Source organism: Pseudomonas costantinii, from assembly GCF_001870435.1.
GTDB lineage: Bacteria > Pseudomonadota > Gammaproteobacteria > Pseudomonadales > Pseudomonadaceae > Aquipseudomonas > Aquipseudomonas costantinii.
In genome coordinates, this window is sequence record NZ_MDDR01000005.1 from 227,450 (window position 1) to 247,202 (window position 19,753).

Genomic DNA, 19,753 nt, shown 5'->3' on the forward strand with positions numbered 1-19,753 from the left:
ACGGGATTTGCGTGACTTTCCCTTACCCCCGATTGATTTCAGAGGCCTGAGAGATATCTGTCGCCATTTCCGGAATATTCTGCGTGAATACCGCGAAATCGGCGCCGAACCCTCGATAAAGGTTTGGGGATTGTCACAATCCATGCGCAGTTGGGCGTTACTGTCCTCGACGACTACGAAACATTTCTGAATGACCGGTTACCCATATTGAAGACATTTGACCATTTGACCGTTGTCGGTCTGCGTGAGTGGGTGGCACTTCCCGACCTGGGAGTGGCTGGCCTGCGCGCGAAGATCGACACCGGTGCCAGCACCTCGAGCCTGCATGCCACCGATATCGAGCCCTTTGAGCGCGACGGTGAGAAGTGGGTGCGCTTTACCGCGCACCTGGGCAGCGTGGTGCAACTGCGTCACCGCCGCTGCGAAGCGCCCCTGGTGACGATGAAAACCATCAAGAGCTCCAACGGCCATGCGCAGGTGCGCTACGTGATCAGCACCACCCTGGCACTGGGTGATCGGGTATGGCGGGTGGAATTCACCCTAGCCTGCCGCAAAGCCATGCGTTACCGCCTGCTGCTCGGCTCCAAAGCGTTGATTGACGGCCAGTTGGTGGTCAATCCCGGTATCAAGTACGTTCAAGACAAGCCGGTGTTCCCGGTCTCTACTATTTCTGCCCCAGGTGCTGCATGAAGATTGCTGTGCTGTCGCGAAACCCGCGTCTGTATTCCACCCGCCGCCTGGTCGAGGCCGGCACCGAACGTGGCCATGAAATGGTGGTGATCGACACGTTGCGTGCCTACATGAACATTGCCAGCCACAAGCCGCAGATCCACTACCGGGGCAAACCGCTGGAGGGGTTTGATGCAGTAATCCCGCGTATCGGCGCTTCGGTGACGTTTTACGGCTGCGCTGTGCTGCGCCAGTTTGAAATGATGGGGGTGTTCCCCCTGAATGAGTCCGTGGCCATCGCGCGCTCGCGGGACAAGCTGCGCTCGCTGCAGTTGCTGTCGCGCCGGGGCATCGGCCTGCCGGTCACCGGTTTCGCCCACTCCCCGGATGACATCCCCGACCTGATCGAAATGGTCAACGGCGCGCCGTTGGTGATCAAGGTACTGGAAGGTACCCAGGGCATCGGTGTGGTGCTGTGCGAGACGGCAACAGCAGCTGAGTCGGTGATCGAGGCCTTTATGGGCCTCAAGCAGAACATCATGGTGCAGGAATACATCAAGGAAGCTGGTGGTGCGGATATCCGCTGCTTCGTGGTGGGCGACAAGGTCATCGCAGCGATGAAACGCCAGGCCAAGCCAGGCGAGTTCCGCTCCAACCTGCACCGTGGCGGCAGCGCCAGCCTTATCAAGATCACCCCGGAAGAACGCATGACCGCGCTGCGGGCGGCCAAAGTGATGGGATTGAGCGTAGCGGGTGTGGATATCTTGCGATCCAACCATGGCCCCCTGGTGATGGAGGTGAATTCATCGCCGGGTCTGGAGGGGATTGAGACCACTACAGGTAAGGATGTCGCGGGGATCATCATTCAGCATCTGGAGAAGAATGGCGGGCCGAATATGACGCGGACGAAGGGCAAGGGATAAGCACTCGGTTAACCCGTGTGGGAGCAGGCAAGCCAGCTCCCACATTTGATTCGTGTTGTTTATCAGACCGCGTCTCTGGGCAACATCAAGCCTAGCGGCAACCGCACGCGCGCTTCCAGGCCACCCTCTTCCCGGTTACGCAATTCAACATTGCCGCCATGCATCGACGCGATCCGCCGAACAATCGCCAAACCCAGGCCAGTGCCCTTTCCACCCCGAGCACGATCGCCACGGGTGAAGGGGTTGAAGATACCTTCCAGCTCCGCCGGGTCGATACCGGCGCCACGGTCCATCACGCTCAACACTACATAGGGCGCGGTGCTGTCGCCTGACACATACGCCGCCACTTCCACATCCGAACCGGCGTGATGCAAGGCGTTGCCAATCAGGTTGTTCAGCAGGCGCTTCATCGACACCCGACGCAACGCAAACGGCTGGATCGGCTCCAGACGCATGCGTACCTGTTCGCCGTTCTGGTTGTAGGGCGCCACTACTTCACGGACCAAATCCGTCAGATCGACTTCCTCCACCACCTCATCACGGCCATCGCGGATAAACGCCAGGAACTGGTCGAGAATCGCGTCCATGTCCTCGATATCACGAACCATGTCGTCAGTCAGGTCGTTATGGTTGCCCATCAACTCAAGTGAAAGCCGCAATCGCGTCAGCGGCGTGCGCAGATCATGGGACACGCCCGCCAGCATCAGCTCGCGCTCGCGCCCCGCCTGTTCGACATCCTCCGCCATCTGGTTGAACGCGCCATACACCTCAGTCATCTCGCTGGGCGTATCGCTGACCGGCAGGCGCACACTGCGCCCTTGCCCCAATTGGCGTGCAGCAAACACCAGGCGTTTAAGCGGTTGATTGAGTTGGCGCACGAAAATCCATGCAGATGCCGTTGAAAGCAGCCCGATGGCCAGGAACCAGCCCAGCACGTTCCAGATCTTCTGCCCTCGCAACGGGTGCGGATACAACGGCACTTTCAGCCAATCCTGCCCCAGGCTCGGCGCTCGCACCCACAACGCGGGGGACACGTGCATGCGCAGGCGCACCTCGGTGTCTTCGCCCAACTCGGCCTGCATCTGGCGCTGGTAAATCTCACTGTAGGGCCAATGCTGCTCGCCCTCCGGCACGCCCGCCCCGGCTACACGAACCAGTGTGGCGGCCTTGGCGATCTTCTCGCGATTCTCAGGGTCTGCAGCCCAATAAGCCCGCAGCGTCAGGGCAACGCCGTGGCTGTACTGTCGATCCACCAGCACGTCTTCGTTCATCAGCAGATAAACCAGCGTGAGCGCCTTGGAAAACAGAACGACGATCAGCACCAGCCAAAGGGTGCGAGAGAAGAAACTTTGTGGGAACCACAGCGGGGTTTTCATAGGAGACAGCTAGACACCTTACAAGAACGAGCGGCGCTCGCAGAATTGCAGACGCCGGGCAGCCCGTCGACTCTCATGGAGCCAAACGCCGGGATGCCCGTGCCTGCAAAACATCGGTCACTTGGTTGCAGTGCCATCCGGCACAAACACATAACCCACGCCCCACACCGTCTGGATATACCGCGGCTTGGACGGGTCCGGTTCGATCATCCGGCGCAGACGGGAAATCTGCACGTCGATGGAGCGCTCCAGGGCGTCCCACTCACGGCCACGGGCCAGGTTCATCAGCTTGTCGCGGGTCAGCGGCTGGCGAGCATTCATTACCAGAGCCTTGAGCACGGCAAACTCGCCGGTGGTCAACATGTGCACTTCTTCGCCACGCTTGAGCTCACGGGTCGCCAGCGACAGTTCGTAGTCGCCAAAGGTGACGCTTTCGTCTTCGCTGCCTGGCGCGCCGGGTACTGGAGCAGCCTGGCGACGTAATACGGCTTTGACCCGGGCCATCAACTCATCAGGGTTGAACGGTTTGGCCAGGTAGTCATCAGCGCCCAATTCGAGGCCCTTGATGCGGCTCAGTTCATCGCCCTTGGCGGTGAGCATGATGATTGGAATCTGGTTGTTCGCGCCGCGCAGGCGTTTGCAGGCGGTCAGGCCGTCTTCGCCAGGCAACATCAGGTCGAGCACGACCAGGTTGAACACTTCGCGCCCCAACAGGCGGTCCATCTGCTCGGTGTTTGGCACCGCGCGGGCACGGTAGCCCTTGGAGTTGAAGAAACGCTCCAGCAGGCTGCTCAGCCCCGGATCGTCGTCAACGATGAGAATTTTTTCGCCTTCAGCAGTTTGTGCAGTGCTGCTCATTAGATGCTCCTCTTATCTCGGCGCGCATTATGGCGTAGCTGCCGTTATACGCACCGTGTGCATTGTTAGCAGATTTTTCCTCCAGTGCCAGTCAACCCGCGCCCTACAACCATCGGCAAGGTCCCCCCAAGGGCAGAACGCTGGTTATAATGCGGCGCCTTTGTGCAGGGCGACATCAGATATTTCCCGTTCACTGCACGGCTTTTTTTCACCCGTTCTCCGTGACTTTTTCGATTTCGAGGGTCAATAGGCTGCCTCTTGACCCAGGCAGCGGCGCCAGTCGGGCCGCTCAACCAGCCTTGCAAGGCCTTGTTTTCCGGGCCTGCGAGCTGCTTTCAGAATTTCAGGTGGTTTTATGGACAGCATCAACAGCCGCATCGCCGAGGAACTCGGTGTACGCCCGCAACAGGTCGAAGCGGCCGTCGCTCTACTGGATGAGGGCTCCACGGTGCCTTTCATCGCCCGTTACCGTAAAGAAGTGACCGGCAGCCTCGACGATATCCAATTGCGTCACCTGGAAGAGCGTCTGCGCTACCTGCGAGAACTCGACGAACGGCGCATCAGCATCCTCGCCAGCATCGAAGAACAGGGCAAGTTGACCCCACAACTTGAACGCGACATCAAGCTCGCCGACACCAAGACCCGCCTCGAAGACCTTTACCTGCCCTACAAACAGAAACGCCGCACCAAGGGCCAGATCGCCCTGGAAGCCGGCCTGGGTGACTTGGCCGATGGTTTGTTCAACGACCCATCGCTGACCCCGGACACTGAAGCCGCACGCTTCATCGACGCAGAAAAAGGTGTCGCCGACGTCAAGGCCGCGCTCGAAGGCGCCAAGTACATCCTGATGGAGCGCTTCGCCGAAAACGCCAGCCTGCTGGAAAAACTGCGTACGTACCTGAAGCAGGAAGCCACCCTCAGCGCCCGCGTGATCGCCGGCAAAGAGGAAGAAGGCGCCAAGTTCCGCGACTATTTCGAACACGACGAACCGCTCAAGAGCATGCCGTCCCACCGTGCGCTCGCCATTTTCCGTGGCCGCAACGAGGGCATTCTCAGCTCCGCGCTGAAAGTCGGCGACGAGCTGCCGGGCACCATGCACCCGTGCGAAGGCATGATCGGTCAACAATTCGGCATCCAGAATCAGAACCGTCCTGCGGACAAGTGGCTCGGTGAAGTCGTGCGCTGGACCTGGAAGGTCAAGCTCTACACTCACCTGGAAACCGACCTGCTCGGCGAGCTGCGCGACGGCGCCGAAACCGAGGCGATCAACGTCTTCGCCCATAACTTGCACGACCTGCTGCTGGCGGCGCCGGCCGGCCCGCGCGCAACCCTGGGCCTCGACCCGGGCCTGCGCACCGGCTGCAAGGTCGCCGTGGTCGACGCCACCGGCAAGCTGCTGGACCACGCGACGGTTTACCCGCACGTGCCGCATAACAAGTGGGACCAGACCCTCGCGATCCTGGCCGCTCTGTGCGCCAAGCACGCGGTAGACCTGATCGCTATCGGCAACGGCACCGCCAGCCGTGAAACCGACAAGCTGGCCGCTGAACTGATCAAAAAATACCCAGCTATGAAGATGACCAAAGTCATGGTCTCCGAGGCCGGCGCTTCGGTGTACTCGGCGTCGGAGCTGGCTTCCAAGGAATTCCCGGACCTCGACGTGTCGATCCGTGGCGCGGTATCCATCGCCCGCCGCCTGCAGGACCCACTGGCCGAGCTGGTGAAGATTGACCCGAAATCCATCGGTGTCGGCCAGTACCAGCACGACGTGTCGCAGCTGAAACTGGCGCGCGGCCTGGATGCAGTGGTGGAAGACTGCGTGAACAAGGTCGGCGTGGATGTGAACACTGCCTCGGTCGCGCTGCTGGCCCGTATCTCTGGCCTCAACACCACCCTGGCGCAGAACATCGTCACCCATCGCGACGAAAACGGTGCGTTCAAGACCCGCGCCGCGCTGAAAAAAGTCGCACGCCTGGGTGAAAAGACCTTCGAACAAGCCGCTGGCTTCCTACGTGTGATGAACGGCGACAACCCGCTGGATTCTTCGGCCGTTCACCCGGAAGCCTACCCGCTGGTGCAGCGTATTGCCGCCGAGACCGACCGCGACATCCGCTCGCTGATCGGCGACGCCGCGTTCCTCAAGCGCCTGGACCCAAAGAAGTACACCGACGAAACCTTCGGCGTTCCGACCATCACCGACATCCTGCAAGAGTTGGAAAAACCCGGCCGCGACCCGCGCCCCGAGTTCAAGACTGCGGAGTTCCAGGACGGCGTCGAAGACCTCAAGGACCTGCAACTGGGCATGATCCTCGAAGGTGTGGTCACCAACGTGACCAACTTCGGTGCTTTTGTGGACATCGGCGTGCATCAGGACGGTTTGGTACATATCTCTGCGCTTTCGGAGAAATTCATCAAGGACCCTCGCGAAGCGGTGAAAGCCGGTGACGTGGTCAAGGTCAAGGTCATGGAAGTCGACATCCCACGCAAACGCGTAGGCCTGTCGATGCGCATGAGCGACACCCCCGGCGAGAAAATCGACGGTGCCCGTGGTGCACGCCCAGGCTCAGCGCCTCGCCAGTCGCAGAACCGCTCCGAAAACAGCGCACCGCGCAAAGAAACAGCGACAGCTGCCCCGAGCAATAACGCCATGGCGTCGTTGTTCGCCAATGCCAAACAGCTGAAGAAACGCTGATGGAGATCCCAGCCGGTTTGACCCAGAGCGCGTTCAGCGAACTGATCGGCTGCCGCCTGCAACGCCTGGACGAGGGCGTTGCCGAGGTGGCCCTGACCCTGGAGCCGCAATTGCGCAACCGCGCGGGCAAGCTCCATGGCGGGGCGATTTTCAGTCTGGTGGACATTACGATGGGGCTGGCCTGCTCCAGCTCCCATGGTTTCGACCAGCAGAGCGCGACTATCGAGTGCAAAATCAACTACATCCGCGCCGTGTCTGACGGTGATGTGCTATGCACCAGCCGGGTGATTCATGCCGGTCGTCGCACGCTGGTGGTCGAGGCGGACGTGTATCAAGACGAAAGACTTGTCGCAAAAGCACAGGGCACCTTCGCTGTCCTATAGCTCCTCACCCTCGATTTGAGTTAATTTCGGCGCTGCAATAACAGCGTCGGAATTTTCTTGCTGCGCTATAGCCCAATTCATGGAGTGAAGTAGGCTTTTTCAAAGCGGGTCAAATCGACTCAAAACCAGGCGATAACGCCAGTTTTAACTTCACCCTTGTAGACCGTCCTGCCCACCCCCATATTGGGGCGACTGACGCGTGAAGGAATCCAACTTGAGCGAACTTCTCAACCGCCGCCTGGCCCTGCTCGGCAAGCGCGAACACCTCTCCCTGCTAGAGCAGTGCTTGCACGGCATCGAGCGCGAATGCCTGCGCGTCACCGGTGAGGGTCGCCTGGCGCAAACGCCGCACCCTGAAGCCCTGGGCGCCGCGTTGACCCACGAACAGATCACCACCGACTACTCGGAATCGCTGCTGGAGTTCATTACCCCAGCCCTGCCCAACCCGGCCGATACCCTGAGCAGCCTGGACAAGATCCATCGCTTTGCCTACAGCAAGCTTGGCAGCGAATACCTGTGGAGCCCCTCGATGCCGTGCCCGTTGCCGGCCGAGGAAGACATTCCGATCGCCTACTACGGCACTTCCAATATCGGACAGCTCAAGTACGTGTACCGCAAGGGCCTGGCCCTGCGTTACGGCAAGACCATGCAGTGCATCGCAGGCATCCACTACAACTTCTCACTGCCGGAACAGTTGTGGCCGCTGCTCAAGGAGACTGAAGGGTTTGTCGGCACCGACCGCGACTACCAGTCTTGCGCCTATATCGCGCTGATCCGCAACTTCCGTCGCTACAGCTGGCTGCTGATGTACCTGTTTGGCGCCTCACCGGCCCTGGACGCGGGTTTCCTGCGCGGCCGCTCACACCAACTGGAAGTGCTGGACGCCGACACCCTGTACCTGCCGTACGCCACCAGCCTGCGCATGAGTGACCTGGGCTACCAAAGTAATGCCCAGGCCGGCCTCACGCCTTGCTACAACGATTTAAACAGTTACACCGACAGCCTGCGCGAAGCGGTAGCAACGCCCTACGCGCCGTACGTCGAAGTCGGCACCCACAAGGACGGTGAGTGGGTGCAGCTCAACACCAACATCCTGCAGATCGAAAACGAGTACTACTCCAACATTCGCCCCAAGCGCGTGACCTACACCGGCGAGCGACCGATCCAGGCGCTGATGGCCCGTGGCATCCAGTACATCGAAGTGCGCTGCCTGGACATCAACCCGTTCCTGCCGATGGGTATCGACCTGCCGGAATCGCGCTTCCTCGACGCGTTCCTGCTGTATTGCGCGTTGAACGATAGCCCGCAACTGGCCGACAACGAGTGCGGTAACGCCACATCCAACTTCCTCAGCGTAGTCAAGGAAGGCCGCCGTCCGGGCCTGCAATTGCAGCGTCAGGGGCAGCCTGTGGACCTGAAGGAATGGGCGGCCGAGTTGCTGGAGAAGATTGCACCGTTGGCTGCCCTGCTCGATGAGAGCCATGGTATTCAGGAACACAGCCAGGCGTTGGACGCTCAGTTGGCGAAGGTCAAGGACCCGTCCCTGACGCCTTCGGCCCAAGTGTTGGCGGCGATGAGTGAGCGTAAAGAGAGTTTTGCGCAGTTCTCCCTGCATCAAAGCCAGGTGCATGCCGAGCATTTCCGTAAAGAGCCTTTGCCGGCCGAAGAGCAAGCGCGCTTTGAAGAACTGGCGCGTAATTCGCTGGCGCAACAGGCTGAGCTGGAACAGAACGAAGTGGGTGACTTTGACGTGTTTGTTGGCTCCTACCAAGCCAGCATCCTCTCCATCAGTAACTGACACCCAACCCCTGACTGATCGTTCCCACGCTCTGCGTGGGAACGATCAGATTAGTCGGCGCGTCGAAAGCGCATCTCCTCATAAGCTAATTCGAAAACGTTATTTATTTTCTGATTCTTAGATCATTTAGTCTCCTCAAACGCCGACCCTCGGCCGCCTGATTGAGGAGCTTCCCCTTGAAACTTTTAACCCCTCTGCGCCTCTTGGCCGCATTGTCCCTGGCCGGTGCCAGCCTGTTTGCCCAGGCGGCGGATGTAACCATTGCTTACCAAACCACCGTGGACCCGGCCAAAGTCGCCCAGGCCGACGGCGCGTATGAAAAAGCCACCAAGGCCAAGATTGATTGGCGCAAATTCGACAACGGCGCCGACATCATCGCCGCCATCGCCTCCGGTGACGTACAGATCGGCTACCTCGGTTCCAGCCCGCTGACTGCGGCCGTTACCCGCAAAGTGCCGGTAGAAACCTTCCTCGTCGCCACCCAGATCGGCGGCGCCGAGGCCCTGGTGGCCCGTAACGGTTCGGGGATCAACAGCCCGCAGGACCTGGTCGGCAAGAAAATCGCCGTGCCGTTCGTTTCCACCGGCCACTACAGCCTGTTGGCCGCGCTGAAACACTGGAACATCGCCCCCTCGAAAGTCACCATCCTCAACCTCGCGCCACCGGCAATCATCGCCGCCTGGAAACGCGGTGATATCGACGCAACCTACGTATGGGACCCCGCTTTGGGTGTGGCCAAGGAAAACGGCAAGGTGCTGATCACCTCCGGCGAACTGGCCAAATTCGGCGCACCGACCTTCGATGCGTGGATCGTGCGCAAAGACTTCGCCGAGAAACACCCGGAAATCGTCACTGCTTTCGCCAAGGTCACGCTGGATGCCTACGCCGCGTACCGCAAAGACCCACAAGCCTGGATCGCCGACAAAACTAACGTCGACAAACTGGTGAAGCTCTCCGGCGCCAAGGCCAGTGACATCCCGCTGCTGCTGCAAGGCAACGTCTACCCGCTGGCAGCTGACCAAGTGACCCTGCTGGGCGCACCGACCACCAAGGCGGTGACTGACACTGCTGCGTTCCTCAAGGAACAAGGCAAGGTTGACGCCGTGCTGCCGGACTACGCCCCTTACATCAGCGCCAAGTTCATCACTAACTGATTCAAGGAGTTCATTGCGATGGCCTTGCTACAACTGGAGCGCATCAGCGCACAGTACCCAGGCGCCACAGAACCGGTACTGTCTGACATTTCACTGGACCTTGGGCCCCAGCAATTGCTGGTGGCCCTCGGCCCGTCCGGCAGTGGCAAAACTTCGCTGTTGAACCTGATTGCCGGTTTTGTCGAACCGTCTGCCGGGCGCATCACCCTCGATGGCGTGCCGGTCAAAGGCCCCAGCGCGGAGCGTGGCGTGGTGTTCCAGGACGACGCCCTGCTGCCTTGGCAGGACGTGCTGGCCAACGTTGGCTTCGGCTTGGAGTTGGCCGGCATACCCAAAGCGCAACGCGAAATACGCGCCCGGGAAATGCTGGCGCTGGTAGACCTGGCCGGTTTCGACAGCCGGCGTATCTGGCAGCTCTCCGGCGGCCAGAAACAACGCGTGGGCCTGGCCCGCGCCCTGGCAGCAGACCCTCGGGTTTTGCTGATGGACGAGCCCTTCGGCGCCCTCGATGCCTTCACCCGCGAACAGATGCAGGAGTTGCTGCTGCAAGTGTGGCGGCGCACGGCCAAGCCGGTGTTCCTGATTACCCATGACATCGAAGAAGCGGTATTCCTCGCCACCGACCTGATCCTGCTCGCACCCAACCCTGGCCAAATCGTCGAGCGCCTGAGCCTGGACTTCGGCCAGCGCTACGCCGCCGGTGAATCGGCACGGGCGATCAAGTCCGACCCGCGCTTTATCGAAACCCGTGAACATGTGCTGGGCAAAGTGTTCTCCCAACGGCAGGTGTCCGCATGAGCAGCTACGAACTTCCCGCCACCGCCTCAAAGCCGGTGGCGCACGCGGTTATCCCGGTGCGTCGCAGCTTGAGCACACGTTGGATCAGCGTGCTGACCCTGGTCACCTTGCTGGCAATCTGGTGGGCGGTGACCGCCACCGGTTTGATCGAACCCCTATTCCTGCCACCGCCATCCGCCGTACTGCAAAAAGGCTGGCTGCTGGCGACCACGGGCTACATGGACTCCACTTTGTGGCAGCACTTGGGCGCGAGCCTCAGCCGTATCGGCCTGGGCCTGGGTTTTGCGGTTCTGACCGCCGTGCCGGTGGGCATCGCCATCGGTTCCAACCGTATTGCGCGCGGCATTCTCGACCCGCTGATCGAGTTCTACCGGCCGATTCCACCCTTGGCCTATCTGCCGCTGATCGTGATCTGGTGCGGCATCGGCGAGCTGTCCAAGGTGTTGCTGATTTACCTGGCGATCTTTGCGCCAATCGCCATCGCCACCGCAACCGGCGTGCGCACCGTCGACCCCGCCAAATTGCGTGCCGCGCAGTCGCTGGGGGCCACTCGCGCCCAACTGATTCGCCATGTGATTCTGCCGAGCGCCCTGCCTGACATCCTCACCGGCGTGCGTATCGGTTTGGGCGTGGGCTGGTCGACATTAGTCGCCGCCGAGTTGATCGCGGCCACCAGCGGCCTGGGCTTCATGGTGCAGTCGGCGGCGCAATTCCTGGTCACCGATGTGGTGGTGCTGGGGATCCTGGTGATCGCCCTGATCGCCTTCGCCATGGAAATGGGCCTGCGTGCCCTGCAGCGTAAACTGGTGCCGTGGCATGGCCAGGCACATTGAGTGAGAACAGCATGAGCAGCCTGACCGTTACCCCGCTAAGCACCGCCCTGGGCGCCCTGATCAGTGGCGTCGATATCACCCAGCCGTTGAACCTCAAAGACCGCGATGCCATTGAACAGGCGTTGCTCGCGCACTCGGTGCTGTTCTTCAGAGACCAGGCCATCAACCCGCAGCAGCAAGCACGGTTCGCGGCGAACTTCGGCGACCTGCATATCCACCCAATCTACCCCAACGTGCCGGAACAGCCCGAAGTGCTGATCCTCGACACCGCCGTGACCGACGTGCATGATAACGCCGTGTGGCACACCGACGTGACCTTCCTGCCGACGCCGGCTCTCGGCGCGGTGCTCAGCGCCAAGCTGTTGCCGGCGTTTGGTGGCGATACGCTGTGGGCCAGTGGCATTGCTGCGTATGAGGCGTTGTCCGAGCCGCTCAAACGCCTGCTCGATGGCCTCACCGCCACTCACGACTTCACCAAATCCTTCCCGCTGGAGCGCTTTGGCAACACTGCCGAAGACCTGGCGCGCTGGGAAGAAACCCGCAAGAAAAATCCGCCGCTGTCACACCCGGTGGTGCGTACGCATCCGGTGAGTGGCCGCAAGTCGCTGTTTGTCAGTGACGGGTTTACCACCAAGATTAATGAGCTGGAACCGGCGGAGAGCGAGGCGATTTTGAAGCTGTTGTTTGCTCATGCGACACGGCCGGAATTCACCATTCGCTGGCGCTGGCAGGAAAACGATGTGGCGTTCTGGGACAACCGCGTGACGCAGCATTACGCGGTGGATGATTATCGGCCGCAGCGGCGGGTGATGCATCGGGCGACGATTCTTGGAGATGTGCCGTTCTAGCGAGCAGATCATTCCCACGCTCTGCGTGGGAATGCAGCCATGGGCGCTCCGCGTCCGCTCTTGAAACCGTGACGCGGAGCGTCACAAGAGGCATTCCCACGCGGAGCGTGGGAACGATCATTACTCAGCGGTCGATGGCTTTTCCCACAAGTTAATCCCGCCTTCCTGCGCAAACCGATCGATTTCCGCCAGTTCTTCTGCGCTGAAACTCAGATTCTTCAACGCCCCGACGTTTTCAATGATTTGCTCTGGCCGGCTCGCACCGATCAGCGCACTGGTCACTCGCGGATCGCGCAGGGTCCAAGCCAACGCCAATTGCGCCAGACTCTGACCACGACGCTTGGCGATTTCATTCAAAGCACGCACATGGGCAATGTTCGCTTCGGACAAGTGCTTGGCCTGCAGCGAGCCGCCACCTGGGCGGTTCACCCGCGCATCAGCCGGTACACCATTGAGGTACTTGTCGGTCAACAAGCCCTGGGCCAGCGGCGTGAACGCAATCACACCGGCACCGAGTTCTTCGGTGGTATCCAGCAGGTCTTTTTCCACCCAGCGGTTGAGCAGGTTGTAGGCCGGCTGATGGATCAGCAACGGCACTTTCCACTCTTTGAGCAGCGCTGCTATTTCGCGGGTTTTTACGCCCGAATAAGACGAGATACCGATGTACAACGCCTTGCCTTGTTGCACGGCGGTGGCGAGGGCGCTGGCGGTTTCTTCCAGGGGGGTGTCGGCGTCAAAACGGTGGGAGTAGAAAATATCCACGTAGTCCACGCCCAGGCGTTGCAGGCTCTGGTCCAGACTCGCCAGTACGTACTTGCGTGAACCGCCGCCCTGGCCGTAAGGGCCGGGCCACATGTCCCAACCGGCCTTGCTGGAGATGATCAATTCGTCGCGGTAGTGCTTGAAATCTTCGCGCAGCAAACGACCGAAGTTGATCTCGGCGCTGCCGTAAGGTGGGCCGTAGTTGTTGGCCAGGTCGAAGTGGTTGATCCCTAGGTCGAACGCGGTGCGCAACAGGGCGCGCTGGGTGTCGATCGGGGTGCTGTCGCCAAAGTTGTGCCACAACCCCAGGGACAGTGCCGGTAGCACCAATCCACTGCGGCCTACGCGGCGATACGGGATAGATTCATAGCGGTTTTCGGCAGCAATGTACGTCATCGAATCCTCTCTGGGCTTAGGGCAAATAAGGCCTGGGAATAACCTTATTCCCAGGCCTTTTAACCAGCTGAATCGCTTAAGTCTGCCCTTCCGTTTTACAGCAATTTCCTACCAGAGTGGAACGACATAGCTGACATAGAAGCGGTTTTCATCTTGCACAGTGGCACCCGTAATATCCGGGCTGGCGTGAGCATTTTTCCAGGTCACGCCCAGGCCTTTGAGGGTGCCGGTCGGTACTTGGTAAGCCACCGCAATGTTACGTTCCCATTCGCTGGTGGTGCCCTGCACCGTGCGAATGTCATCACCGTGTGCATAAGCGGCGGAGAACGTCAGGCCGGTGAGGCCAAGCTTGCCGAAGTCATACTTGTACTGCGCCAGCCAAGTACGTTCACCCGCGTGCTGGAATTTGTTCAATTGCATGTTGGTCAGCGCCGGGGTGTCGGCACCTGAACCCGGACCCTGGCGGTTGTCGCCGCTGTTCAGGCCGGAGTCGAGGTACGGAAAGTCACTGTCGCCGCTGTTTTTCTGGATGCCCAAGCCGACGGTATGGCCGTCCAGGCTGTAGCTTTCAAGCAAGCTGGCGGTGGTTTGGTTGATGCGGCCCTTGCTCGTGCCGTCGCCGTAGAGACCGCTGGCGGAATAGTCTTTGTCGCCATCGGCGTTACCGCCCACACCCAAGCTGCGGAATACCCGCACATCGGTGTCGATCGCGCCTACCGACAAGGCGTCATGGCGTTTGGCACCGAGGAAGAACTGTTGGTAGTAATCCTCAAGGTTCGAATACCACAGGCTGACCGTGGTGTTCTGGATGCCGGTGTAGTCGGCCCCGCCGAAGAGAAAGCGATCGCTATCTTTAGTGCCACCGGCGGTGATCATGCCTTGGTCACTGGATTCGTTACGAATCTTGGTCTTGAAGATATCGCCGCCGGTGAAGGTGAAGTCAGAGACATCCTTGGACACCAGTTGCACGCCGGTGTTGGTCTGCTGGTACAGACGACCGTCGGTGTTGGCCAACACCGGGTTGTTGCCGTAGAGCGTGCCGACGCGTAGTTCATCCTTGGCAAAGCGCATCTTGAACGTCGGGCTCAATACACCGAACTGGTCAGCCGACTTGCCGTTGTCCAGCGGGAACATACTGCCGGGGTAACGGCCCTGATGATCCTTGTCGTTGAGGTCGCCACCGGAATCCAGTTTCAAACCGTAGAACGCCTGCAAGTCCAGGCCAAAACCGACTGGCCCTTCGGTGTAGCCGGACTTGAAGTTGAACTCGAAACCCTGGCCCCAATCACGAATGCTGTGGGCCTTGGCGGTGCTGTTCACCACATCACGCCCCTGCTGGTTGAGATAGCGATTGAGCAGGGTCACATCGGCATGGCTGTCATCGATAAAATCGGCGTGGGCGGACAGCATAAAGCTCGCCATGGCGGCACCCACCATAGGGCTTATTAACGTCTTCATTGTTACCGGTCTCCGTCACTGTTCTGAAATGAAAGCGTCAAACGCTTCACACAATTACGCAGTGGCCAGATGACAGTTCCGCGTCAAAGAGGGGCTTTGACGGATGAAATTAAGTTTAAGAAAGCCCCGTAGGACGGGGCTTTCAGGCTCTTTTGTGGGACTGGTGACTAGCGCACCAGGTGCAGGAACTGCAGGTGTCGCTCGTACTGGTCAAGGATGTCGTTGATGATCTGCTCCTTGGTGTAGCCCACCAGATCGTAGTCCTGGCTGCCCTCACTCAAGTGCACTTCCGCCCGATAATAGCGGCGGTTGTTGATCTCTTTTTTGCCCATGCCGCCCCGCGCAAACGACGGCGTAAAATAGCCGCGCATCTGTACCTGGTAGACAAACGGGCGCTCCTCGCCATGGCCGATTTCCAGGCTGACGCTGTCGTTGGCCGGGTCCGGTTGGGTCACGACATTCAGGCCTTTCTCGACAAACACCGCCGTCACTTCTTCGATCGCCGGGCGCACTGTCGATTCAAGGAAACGGTACACCTCATCTCGCGATGGGAAGTGCACGGCCTGACTCAAACGTTGGCGCCAGCCGCCTCGGCCCTTACGCGCAGCCGACACCGGTGCCAACGAATGCAGTTGGGCGATCTGCTTTTGCGACTCGAGATAGAAGGCCTTGTGCAGCCCCCACATCATCAGCAACAGGATCAGCGAGAACGGCAGCGAGGTCAGTACCACGGCGGATTTCAGCGAATCGATACTGCCGGCAAACAGCAACGCACTGGTGACCAATGCAGTCATCGCCCCCCAGAACACGCGCAGCCATTTCGGGCCGTCTTCATCGGCGTTGCCGCCTTTGGACGACAGGGTCGACAGCACTACAGTGCCGGAGTCAGCCGAGGTGACGAAGAACACGAAGCTGATAAACACCGTGACCGCGATTACCGTCTTGCTCCACGGGTAGGTTTCCAGCAGCAGGTAGAGGCTCATCGACGGGTCATCGATGGCCGACTGACCGAGCGCCGTCATCCCGTGGTTAAGCACTTGGTCGATGGCGCTGTTGCCGAAGATCGACATCCACGCCAACGTGAACCCCAACGGAATCAGCAGCACGCCAAACACGAATTCACGGATGGTACGGCCACGGGAAATACGCGCGATAAACAGGCCCACGAACGGCGACCATGCAATCCACCAGGCCCAGTAGAACACCGTCCAACCGCCCAGCCAGTCGCTGGGTTTGTCGTAGGCGTACACGTCGAAGCTCTTGGTCGGCAAGGCGCCCAGGTAGTCACCCAGGTTCTGAATCAGTGTGTTGAGCAGATGCTGGGTGGGGCCTGCGAACAACACAAACAGCAGCAGCGCACAGGCCAGCAGCATGTTGATGTCGGACATCACCCGCACGCCTTTGTCGACACCGGCGACTGCGACGAGGATCGCGGCACCCATCATCAGCGTGATCAGGCCGACCTGGATCCACTGGGTGTGGGCAATACCAAACAGGTAATCCAATCCGGAATTAAGGTGCAACACACCAAATCCCATGTCGGCACCCAGGCCGAACACCGTGGCGATGATGCCGAAACCGTCCACCGCGTAACCGATGGGGCCGTTGATGCGCTTGCCGATCAGCGGGTACAGCGCCGAACGCAACGCCAGCGGCAGGTTATGCCGATAGGCAAAATACGCCAGGGCCATGCCGACAAAGGCAAACACACCCCAGCCGTGCAGGCCCCAGTGCAGAAACAGAATCTGCATGGCTTGGCGTGCAGCGTCGGCGTTCATCGGCGCGCCCTGGGGCGGTTGCACCAGGTGCGTCAGCGGCTCGGAGACACAGAAGAAAAACAGCGTGATGCTGATCCCGGCGGCGAACAGCATGCCGGCCCAGGACAGGTAACTGAATTCGGGCTCGTCGTGGTCGGCACCGAGTTTTATCTTGCCGTAGCCCGATAGCGCGGTGACCACCACGAAGACCAGATACAGGGTCATCGCCAACATGTAGTACCAGCCGACCGTATTGGCCGCCCAGTTTTGCGCCGCCAGCAGCCAGGCACCGGCCTGTTGCGGGATAGCGATGACCGTGAGGCCGAACAGCAGAATGACGGTGGCGGCAAAGTAGAAAACCGGCGCATTCATGCGCACTTGGCCGCTGGATGGGGTGGACGATGCACTCATGAACGATGCACCCCGAGGAAGTGGGATGTGGCTGTCAATAACGGACTCAGCAAAGGTAAGCCTCCTGTTGTGAGCGGGCAGCGAACCACCGGATTTAACTTGAACGAGCATTCAAGTTAAACATGGATAAGCGGTCCGGGACTAATCGCAGGGCTGAGTGGTAGACAATTCCTACACTAGCTCAAGGAAAGGTATGACGGGTGGGGATGGCAAAACGTTCAGTGATTACTGAACGTAATACGCCTGATCATTCCCACGCTCTGCGTGGGAATGCAGCCTTGGACGCTCTGCGTCTGCTTTGAAGTCGTGACGCGGAGCGTCACGAGAGGCATTCCCACGCAGAGCGTGGGAACGATCAAATACTATTTCTGCGCCCCATCCTCATGCTGCAAATTCGCCTGGGTGATGTTCGCCCCTGCCGGCACGCTGCGGGTCAGCCATACATTCCCGCCAATCGTCGAACCCTTGCCGATGGTGATGCGCCCCAGGATCGTCGCCCCGGCATAGATCACCACGTCATCCTCAACAATCGGGTGCCGTGGATGGCCCTTCTGCAATTGCCCATCTTCATCTGCCGGGAAACGTTTGGCGCCCAGGGTCACCGCTTGGTAGATACGCACACGCTCGCCGATGATCGCGGTCTCGCCAATCACCACACCCGTCCCGTGGTCGATAAAGAAACTCGGGCCAATTTGGGCGCCCGGGTGGATATCAATACCCGTGGCCGAGTGAGCAATTTCCGCGCTGATCCGTGCCAGCAACGGCAAGCCGGCACGATACAAATGGTGGGCCAGACGATGGTGAATCACCGCCAGGATTCCCGGATAGCAGAGCAGCACTTCATCCACACTGCGCGCAGCCGGGTCGCCGTGATAGGCGGCCAACACATCGGTATCCAGCAGGCTGCGTAGCGAAGGCAAGGCCAGGGCGAAATCCTGGATCAGCCGAATGGCAAGCGCATCGACTTCGCTGTCATCCTTGGCGCCCTGGCGTGCGGCGTAACGCAACTCCAGACGGGCCTGGGCGAGCAAGGCATTCAATGCAACATCCAGGGTATGGCCGACGTAAAAATCTTCACTTTCTTCACGCAGGTCCACCGGCCCCAGGCGCATCGGAAACAGTGCCCCGCACAACGCTTCGAGAATCTGCGCCACCGCTTCACGCGACGGCAACTCGCGGCCGCCATGCTCACCACTCAACCGGCCATTGCGCGTTCGCCACTGGTCCCGGGCGTCGCGCAGTTGGCTGACGATGGTCTGTAATTGCCAATGACTGGAACGCTCACTCACGGTATTCACTCCTGACGAAATGGCCATCACTTTACGGTATGCACCCTGGCCGCCCTTAAGAACCAATGGTGTGATATTAAGAACTATCCGGAATAAGCGATTGGCGGTTGCCCGATGAAAAGTGCCTGCCTATAGTCGCCCCATCACTTAGCCACCGTGCGTAGCCATGATCAAACAACAGCTCGACCGCTTTAACCGTCTGGAACTGCTCGGCGGCGCCACCGCCCTGGAAAAACTCGAGCGGCTGTCGGCCTGGCTGGGCAGGGATATCTACGTCAAGCGCGACGACACCACGCCGCTGGCCATGGGCGGCAACAAGCTGCGCAAACTTGAATACCTGGCCGCCGATGCCATCGCTCAGGGGGCCGACACGCTGGTGACCGCCGGCGCGATTCAGTCCAACCACGTACGCCAGACTGCCGCCCTCGCCGCCAAACTCGGTTTGGGTTGCGTTGCCCTGCTGGAAAACCCCACCGGCACCGAAGACCCGAACTACCTGAGCAACGGCAACCGTCTGCTGCTGGAGCTGTTCGACGCCAAGGTGGAATTGGTGGAAAACCTCGACAACGTCGACGACCAACTCAACGCTCTCGCCGACCGTCTGCGCAGCAACGGCAAGAGACCGTACCTGGTGCCTATCGGTGGCTCGAATGCGCTGGGCGCCTTGGGGTATGTACGCGCAGGCCTGGAACTGGCCGGGCAGATCGAAGACAGCGGGATTAAATTCGCCGCCGTGGTGCTGGCGTCCGGCAGTGCAGGCACCCACAGTGGCCTGGCACTGGCCTTGAGTGAAGTGCTGCCGAACTTGCCGGTGATCGGCGTCACCGTGTCGCGCACCGACGAAGCCCAGCGCCCGAAAGTACAAGGCCTGGCCGAGCGCACTGCCGAGTTGCTGGGTGTGGATATCCCCGAGGCGTTCAAGGTGATCCTGTGGGACGAATACTTCGGCCCACGCTACGGCGAGCCCAATGCCGGCACCCTGGCGGCAGTCAAGCTGCTTGCCAGCCAGGAAGGCCTGCTGCTGGACCCGGTCTACACTGGCAAGGCCATGGCCGGCTTGCTGGATGGTATCGGGCGTCAGCGGTTTGAGGACGGTCCGATCATTTTCCTGCACACCGGGGGCGCGCCAGCGCTGTTTGCTTACGGCGCCGCATTCAACTGAATGAACGCGGGTTAAATGTGGGAGCTGGCTTGCCTGCTCCCACATTTGATGTTCATTGCTAACAACCAGTTATTCCAGATGGAAATAACAAATTGTTTTTATATTATTTTCAAGTCTTAAAAAGCGGCTTTATAGTCGCGCCGTAAGCGAAGACGCGCATCGCGCTTTAAGGCAGGATACGACTAC

Annotated in this window: 16 protein-coding genes; 10 read left to right on the forward strand and 6 right to left on the reverse strand. The window is 60.0% G+C overall.

The genetic code is table 11. The features are described from left to right. The first annotated feature begins 207 nt into the window (after positions 1-207). Positions 208-690 (forward strand): retropepsin-like aspartic endopeptidase RimB, encoded by a 483-nt coding sequence (rimB, locus tag BFL40_RS03125; protein WP_032884940.1) that lies wholly within the window; start codon positions 208-210, stop codon positions 688-690. After that, on the forward strand, positions 687-1,592 hold the full coding sequence (gene rimK, locus BFL40_RS03130) for a 30S ribosomal protein S6--L-glutamate ligase (protein ID WP_003187674.1): 906 nt from the start codon (positions 687-689) through the stop codon (positions 1,590-1,592). Before rimB ends, rimK begins: the two co-directional genes overlap by 4 nt. 62 nt (positions 1,593-1,654) lie before the next feature. On the opposite strand, the gene BFL40_RS03135 is transcribed toward rimK, so the two are convergent. Beyond that, the gene (locus tag BFL40_RS03135; protein ID WP_071482554.1) at positions 1,655-2,968 is read right to left on the reverse strand and encodes an ATP-binding protein; all 1,314 of its coding nucleotides are present in this window, start codon (positions 2,966-2,968) and stop codon (positions 1,655-1,657) included. A 117-nt stretch (positions 2,969-3,085) separates the two neighbouring features. Next, positions 3,086-3,826 (reverse strand): osmolarity response regulator transcription factor OmpR, encoded by a 741-nt coding sequence (ompR, locus tag BFL40_RS03140; protein ID WP_053255745.1) that lies wholly within the window; start codon positions 3,824-3,826, stop codon positions 3,086-3,088. Positions 3,827-4,181: 355 nt separating this feature from the next. Here ompR and BFL40_RS03145 point away from each other — a divergent pair, with 355 nt between their 5' ends. The 7 genes from BFL40_RS03145 to tauD all read left to right on the forward strand — a co-directional run bounded on the left by BFL40_RS03145 (position 4,182) and on the right by tauD (position 12,332). After that, positions 4,182-6,518, forward strand: coding sequence for a Tex family protein (locus BFL40_RS03145; protein ID WP_071482553.1), 2,337 nt, complete (start codon positions 4,182-4,184; stop codon positions 6,516-6,518). Continuing rightward, positions 6,518-6,901: a PaaI family thioesterase gene (locus tag BFL40_RS03150; protein WP_071482552.1), complete on the forward strand. Its 384-nt coding sequence runs from the start codon at positions 6,518-6,520 to the stop codon at positions 6,899-6,901. Before BFL40_RS03145 ends, BFL40_RS03150 begins: the two co-directional genes overlap by 1 nt. A gap of 214 nt (positions 6,902-7,115) precedes the next feature. Continuing rightward, a complete protein-coding gene (gene gshA, locus BFL40_RS03155; RefSeq protein WP_071482551.1) occupies positions 7,116-8,699 on the forward strand; it encodes a glutamate--cysteine ligase in 1,584 nt (527 codons plus the stop codon). Between the two features lie 176 nt (positions 8,700-8,875). After that, positions 8,876-9,853: a taurine ABC transporter substrate-binding protein gene (gene tauA / locus BFL40_RS03160; RefSeq protein WP_071482550.1), complete on the forward strand. Its 978-nt coding sequence runs from the start codon at positions 8,876-8,878 to the stop codon at positions 9,851-9,853. An 18-nt stretch (positions 9,854-9,871) separates the two neighbouring features. Next, positions 9,872-10,651: a taurine ABC transporter ATP-binding subunit gene (tauB, locus tag BFL40_RS03165; RefSeq protein ID WP_071482549.1), complete on the forward strand. Its 780-nt coding sequence runs from the start codon at positions 9,872-9,874 to the stop codon at positions 10,649-10,651. Beyond that, complete coding sequence (gene tauC, locus BFL40_RS03170) at positions 10,648-11,484, forward strand: taurine ABC transporter permease TauC (protein ID WP_071482548.1); 837 nt, start codon at positions 10,648-10,650, stop codon at positions 11,482-11,484. Before tauB ends, tauC begins: the two co-directional genes overlap by 4 nt. Positions 11,485-11,495: 11 nt before the next feature. Next, positions 11,496-12,332: a taurine dioxygenase gene (gene tauD, locus BFL40_RS03175; RefSeq protein ID WP_071482547.1), complete on the forward strand. Its 837-nt coding sequence runs from the start codon at positions 11,496-11,498 to the stop codon at positions 12,330-12,332. 120 nt (positions 12,333-12,452) lie between these two features. Here the strand turns inward: tauD and mgrA are convergent, their stop codons facing one another. From mgrA to epsC, 4 genes are all read right to left on the reverse strand, one after another. After that, on the reverse strand, positions 12,453-13,490 hold the full coding sequence (mgrA, locus tag BFL40_RS03180) for an L-glyceraldehyde 3-phosphate reductase (RefSeq protein WP_071482546.1): 1,038 nt from the start codon (positions 13,488-13,490) through the stop codon (positions 12,453-12,455). 108 nt (positions 13,491-13,598) lie between these two features. Continuing rightward, positions 13,599-14,927: an OprD family outer membrane porin gene (locus BFL40_RS03185; RefSeq protein WP_083374580.1), complete on the reverse strand. Its 1,329-nt coding sequence runs from the start codon at positions 14,925-14,927 to the stop codon at positions 13,599-13,601. A gap of 188 nt (positions 14,928-15,115) precedes the next feature. Then, positions 15,116-17,077, reverse strand: a complete 1,962-nt coding sequence (gene betT, locus BFL40_RS03190) for a choline BCCT transporter BetT (protein WP_218027751.1) — start codon at positions 17,075-17,077, stop codon at positions 15,116-15,118. Between the two features lie 401 nt (positions 17,078-17,478). After that, the gene (gene epsC, locus BFL40_RS03195; RefSeq protein ID WP_071482543.1) at positions 17,479-18,405 is read right to left on the reverse strand and encodes a serine O-acetyltransferase EpsC; all 927 of its coding nucleotides are present in this window, start codon (positions 18,403-18,405) and stop codon (positions 17,479-17,481) included. 166 nt (positions 18,406-18,571) lie between these two features. On the opposite strand from epsC, the gene BFL40_RS03200 reads away from it, so the two are divergent. Continuing rightward, positions 18,572-19,567 carry a D-cysteine desulfhydrase gene (locus tag BFL40_RS03200; protein ID WP_071482542.1) on the forward strand — a complete coding sequence of 332 codons (996 nt, stop codon included), beginning with the start codon at positions 18,572-18,574 and terminating at the stop codon, positions 19,565-19,567. Positions 19,568-19,753: the final 186 nt, after the last annotated feature.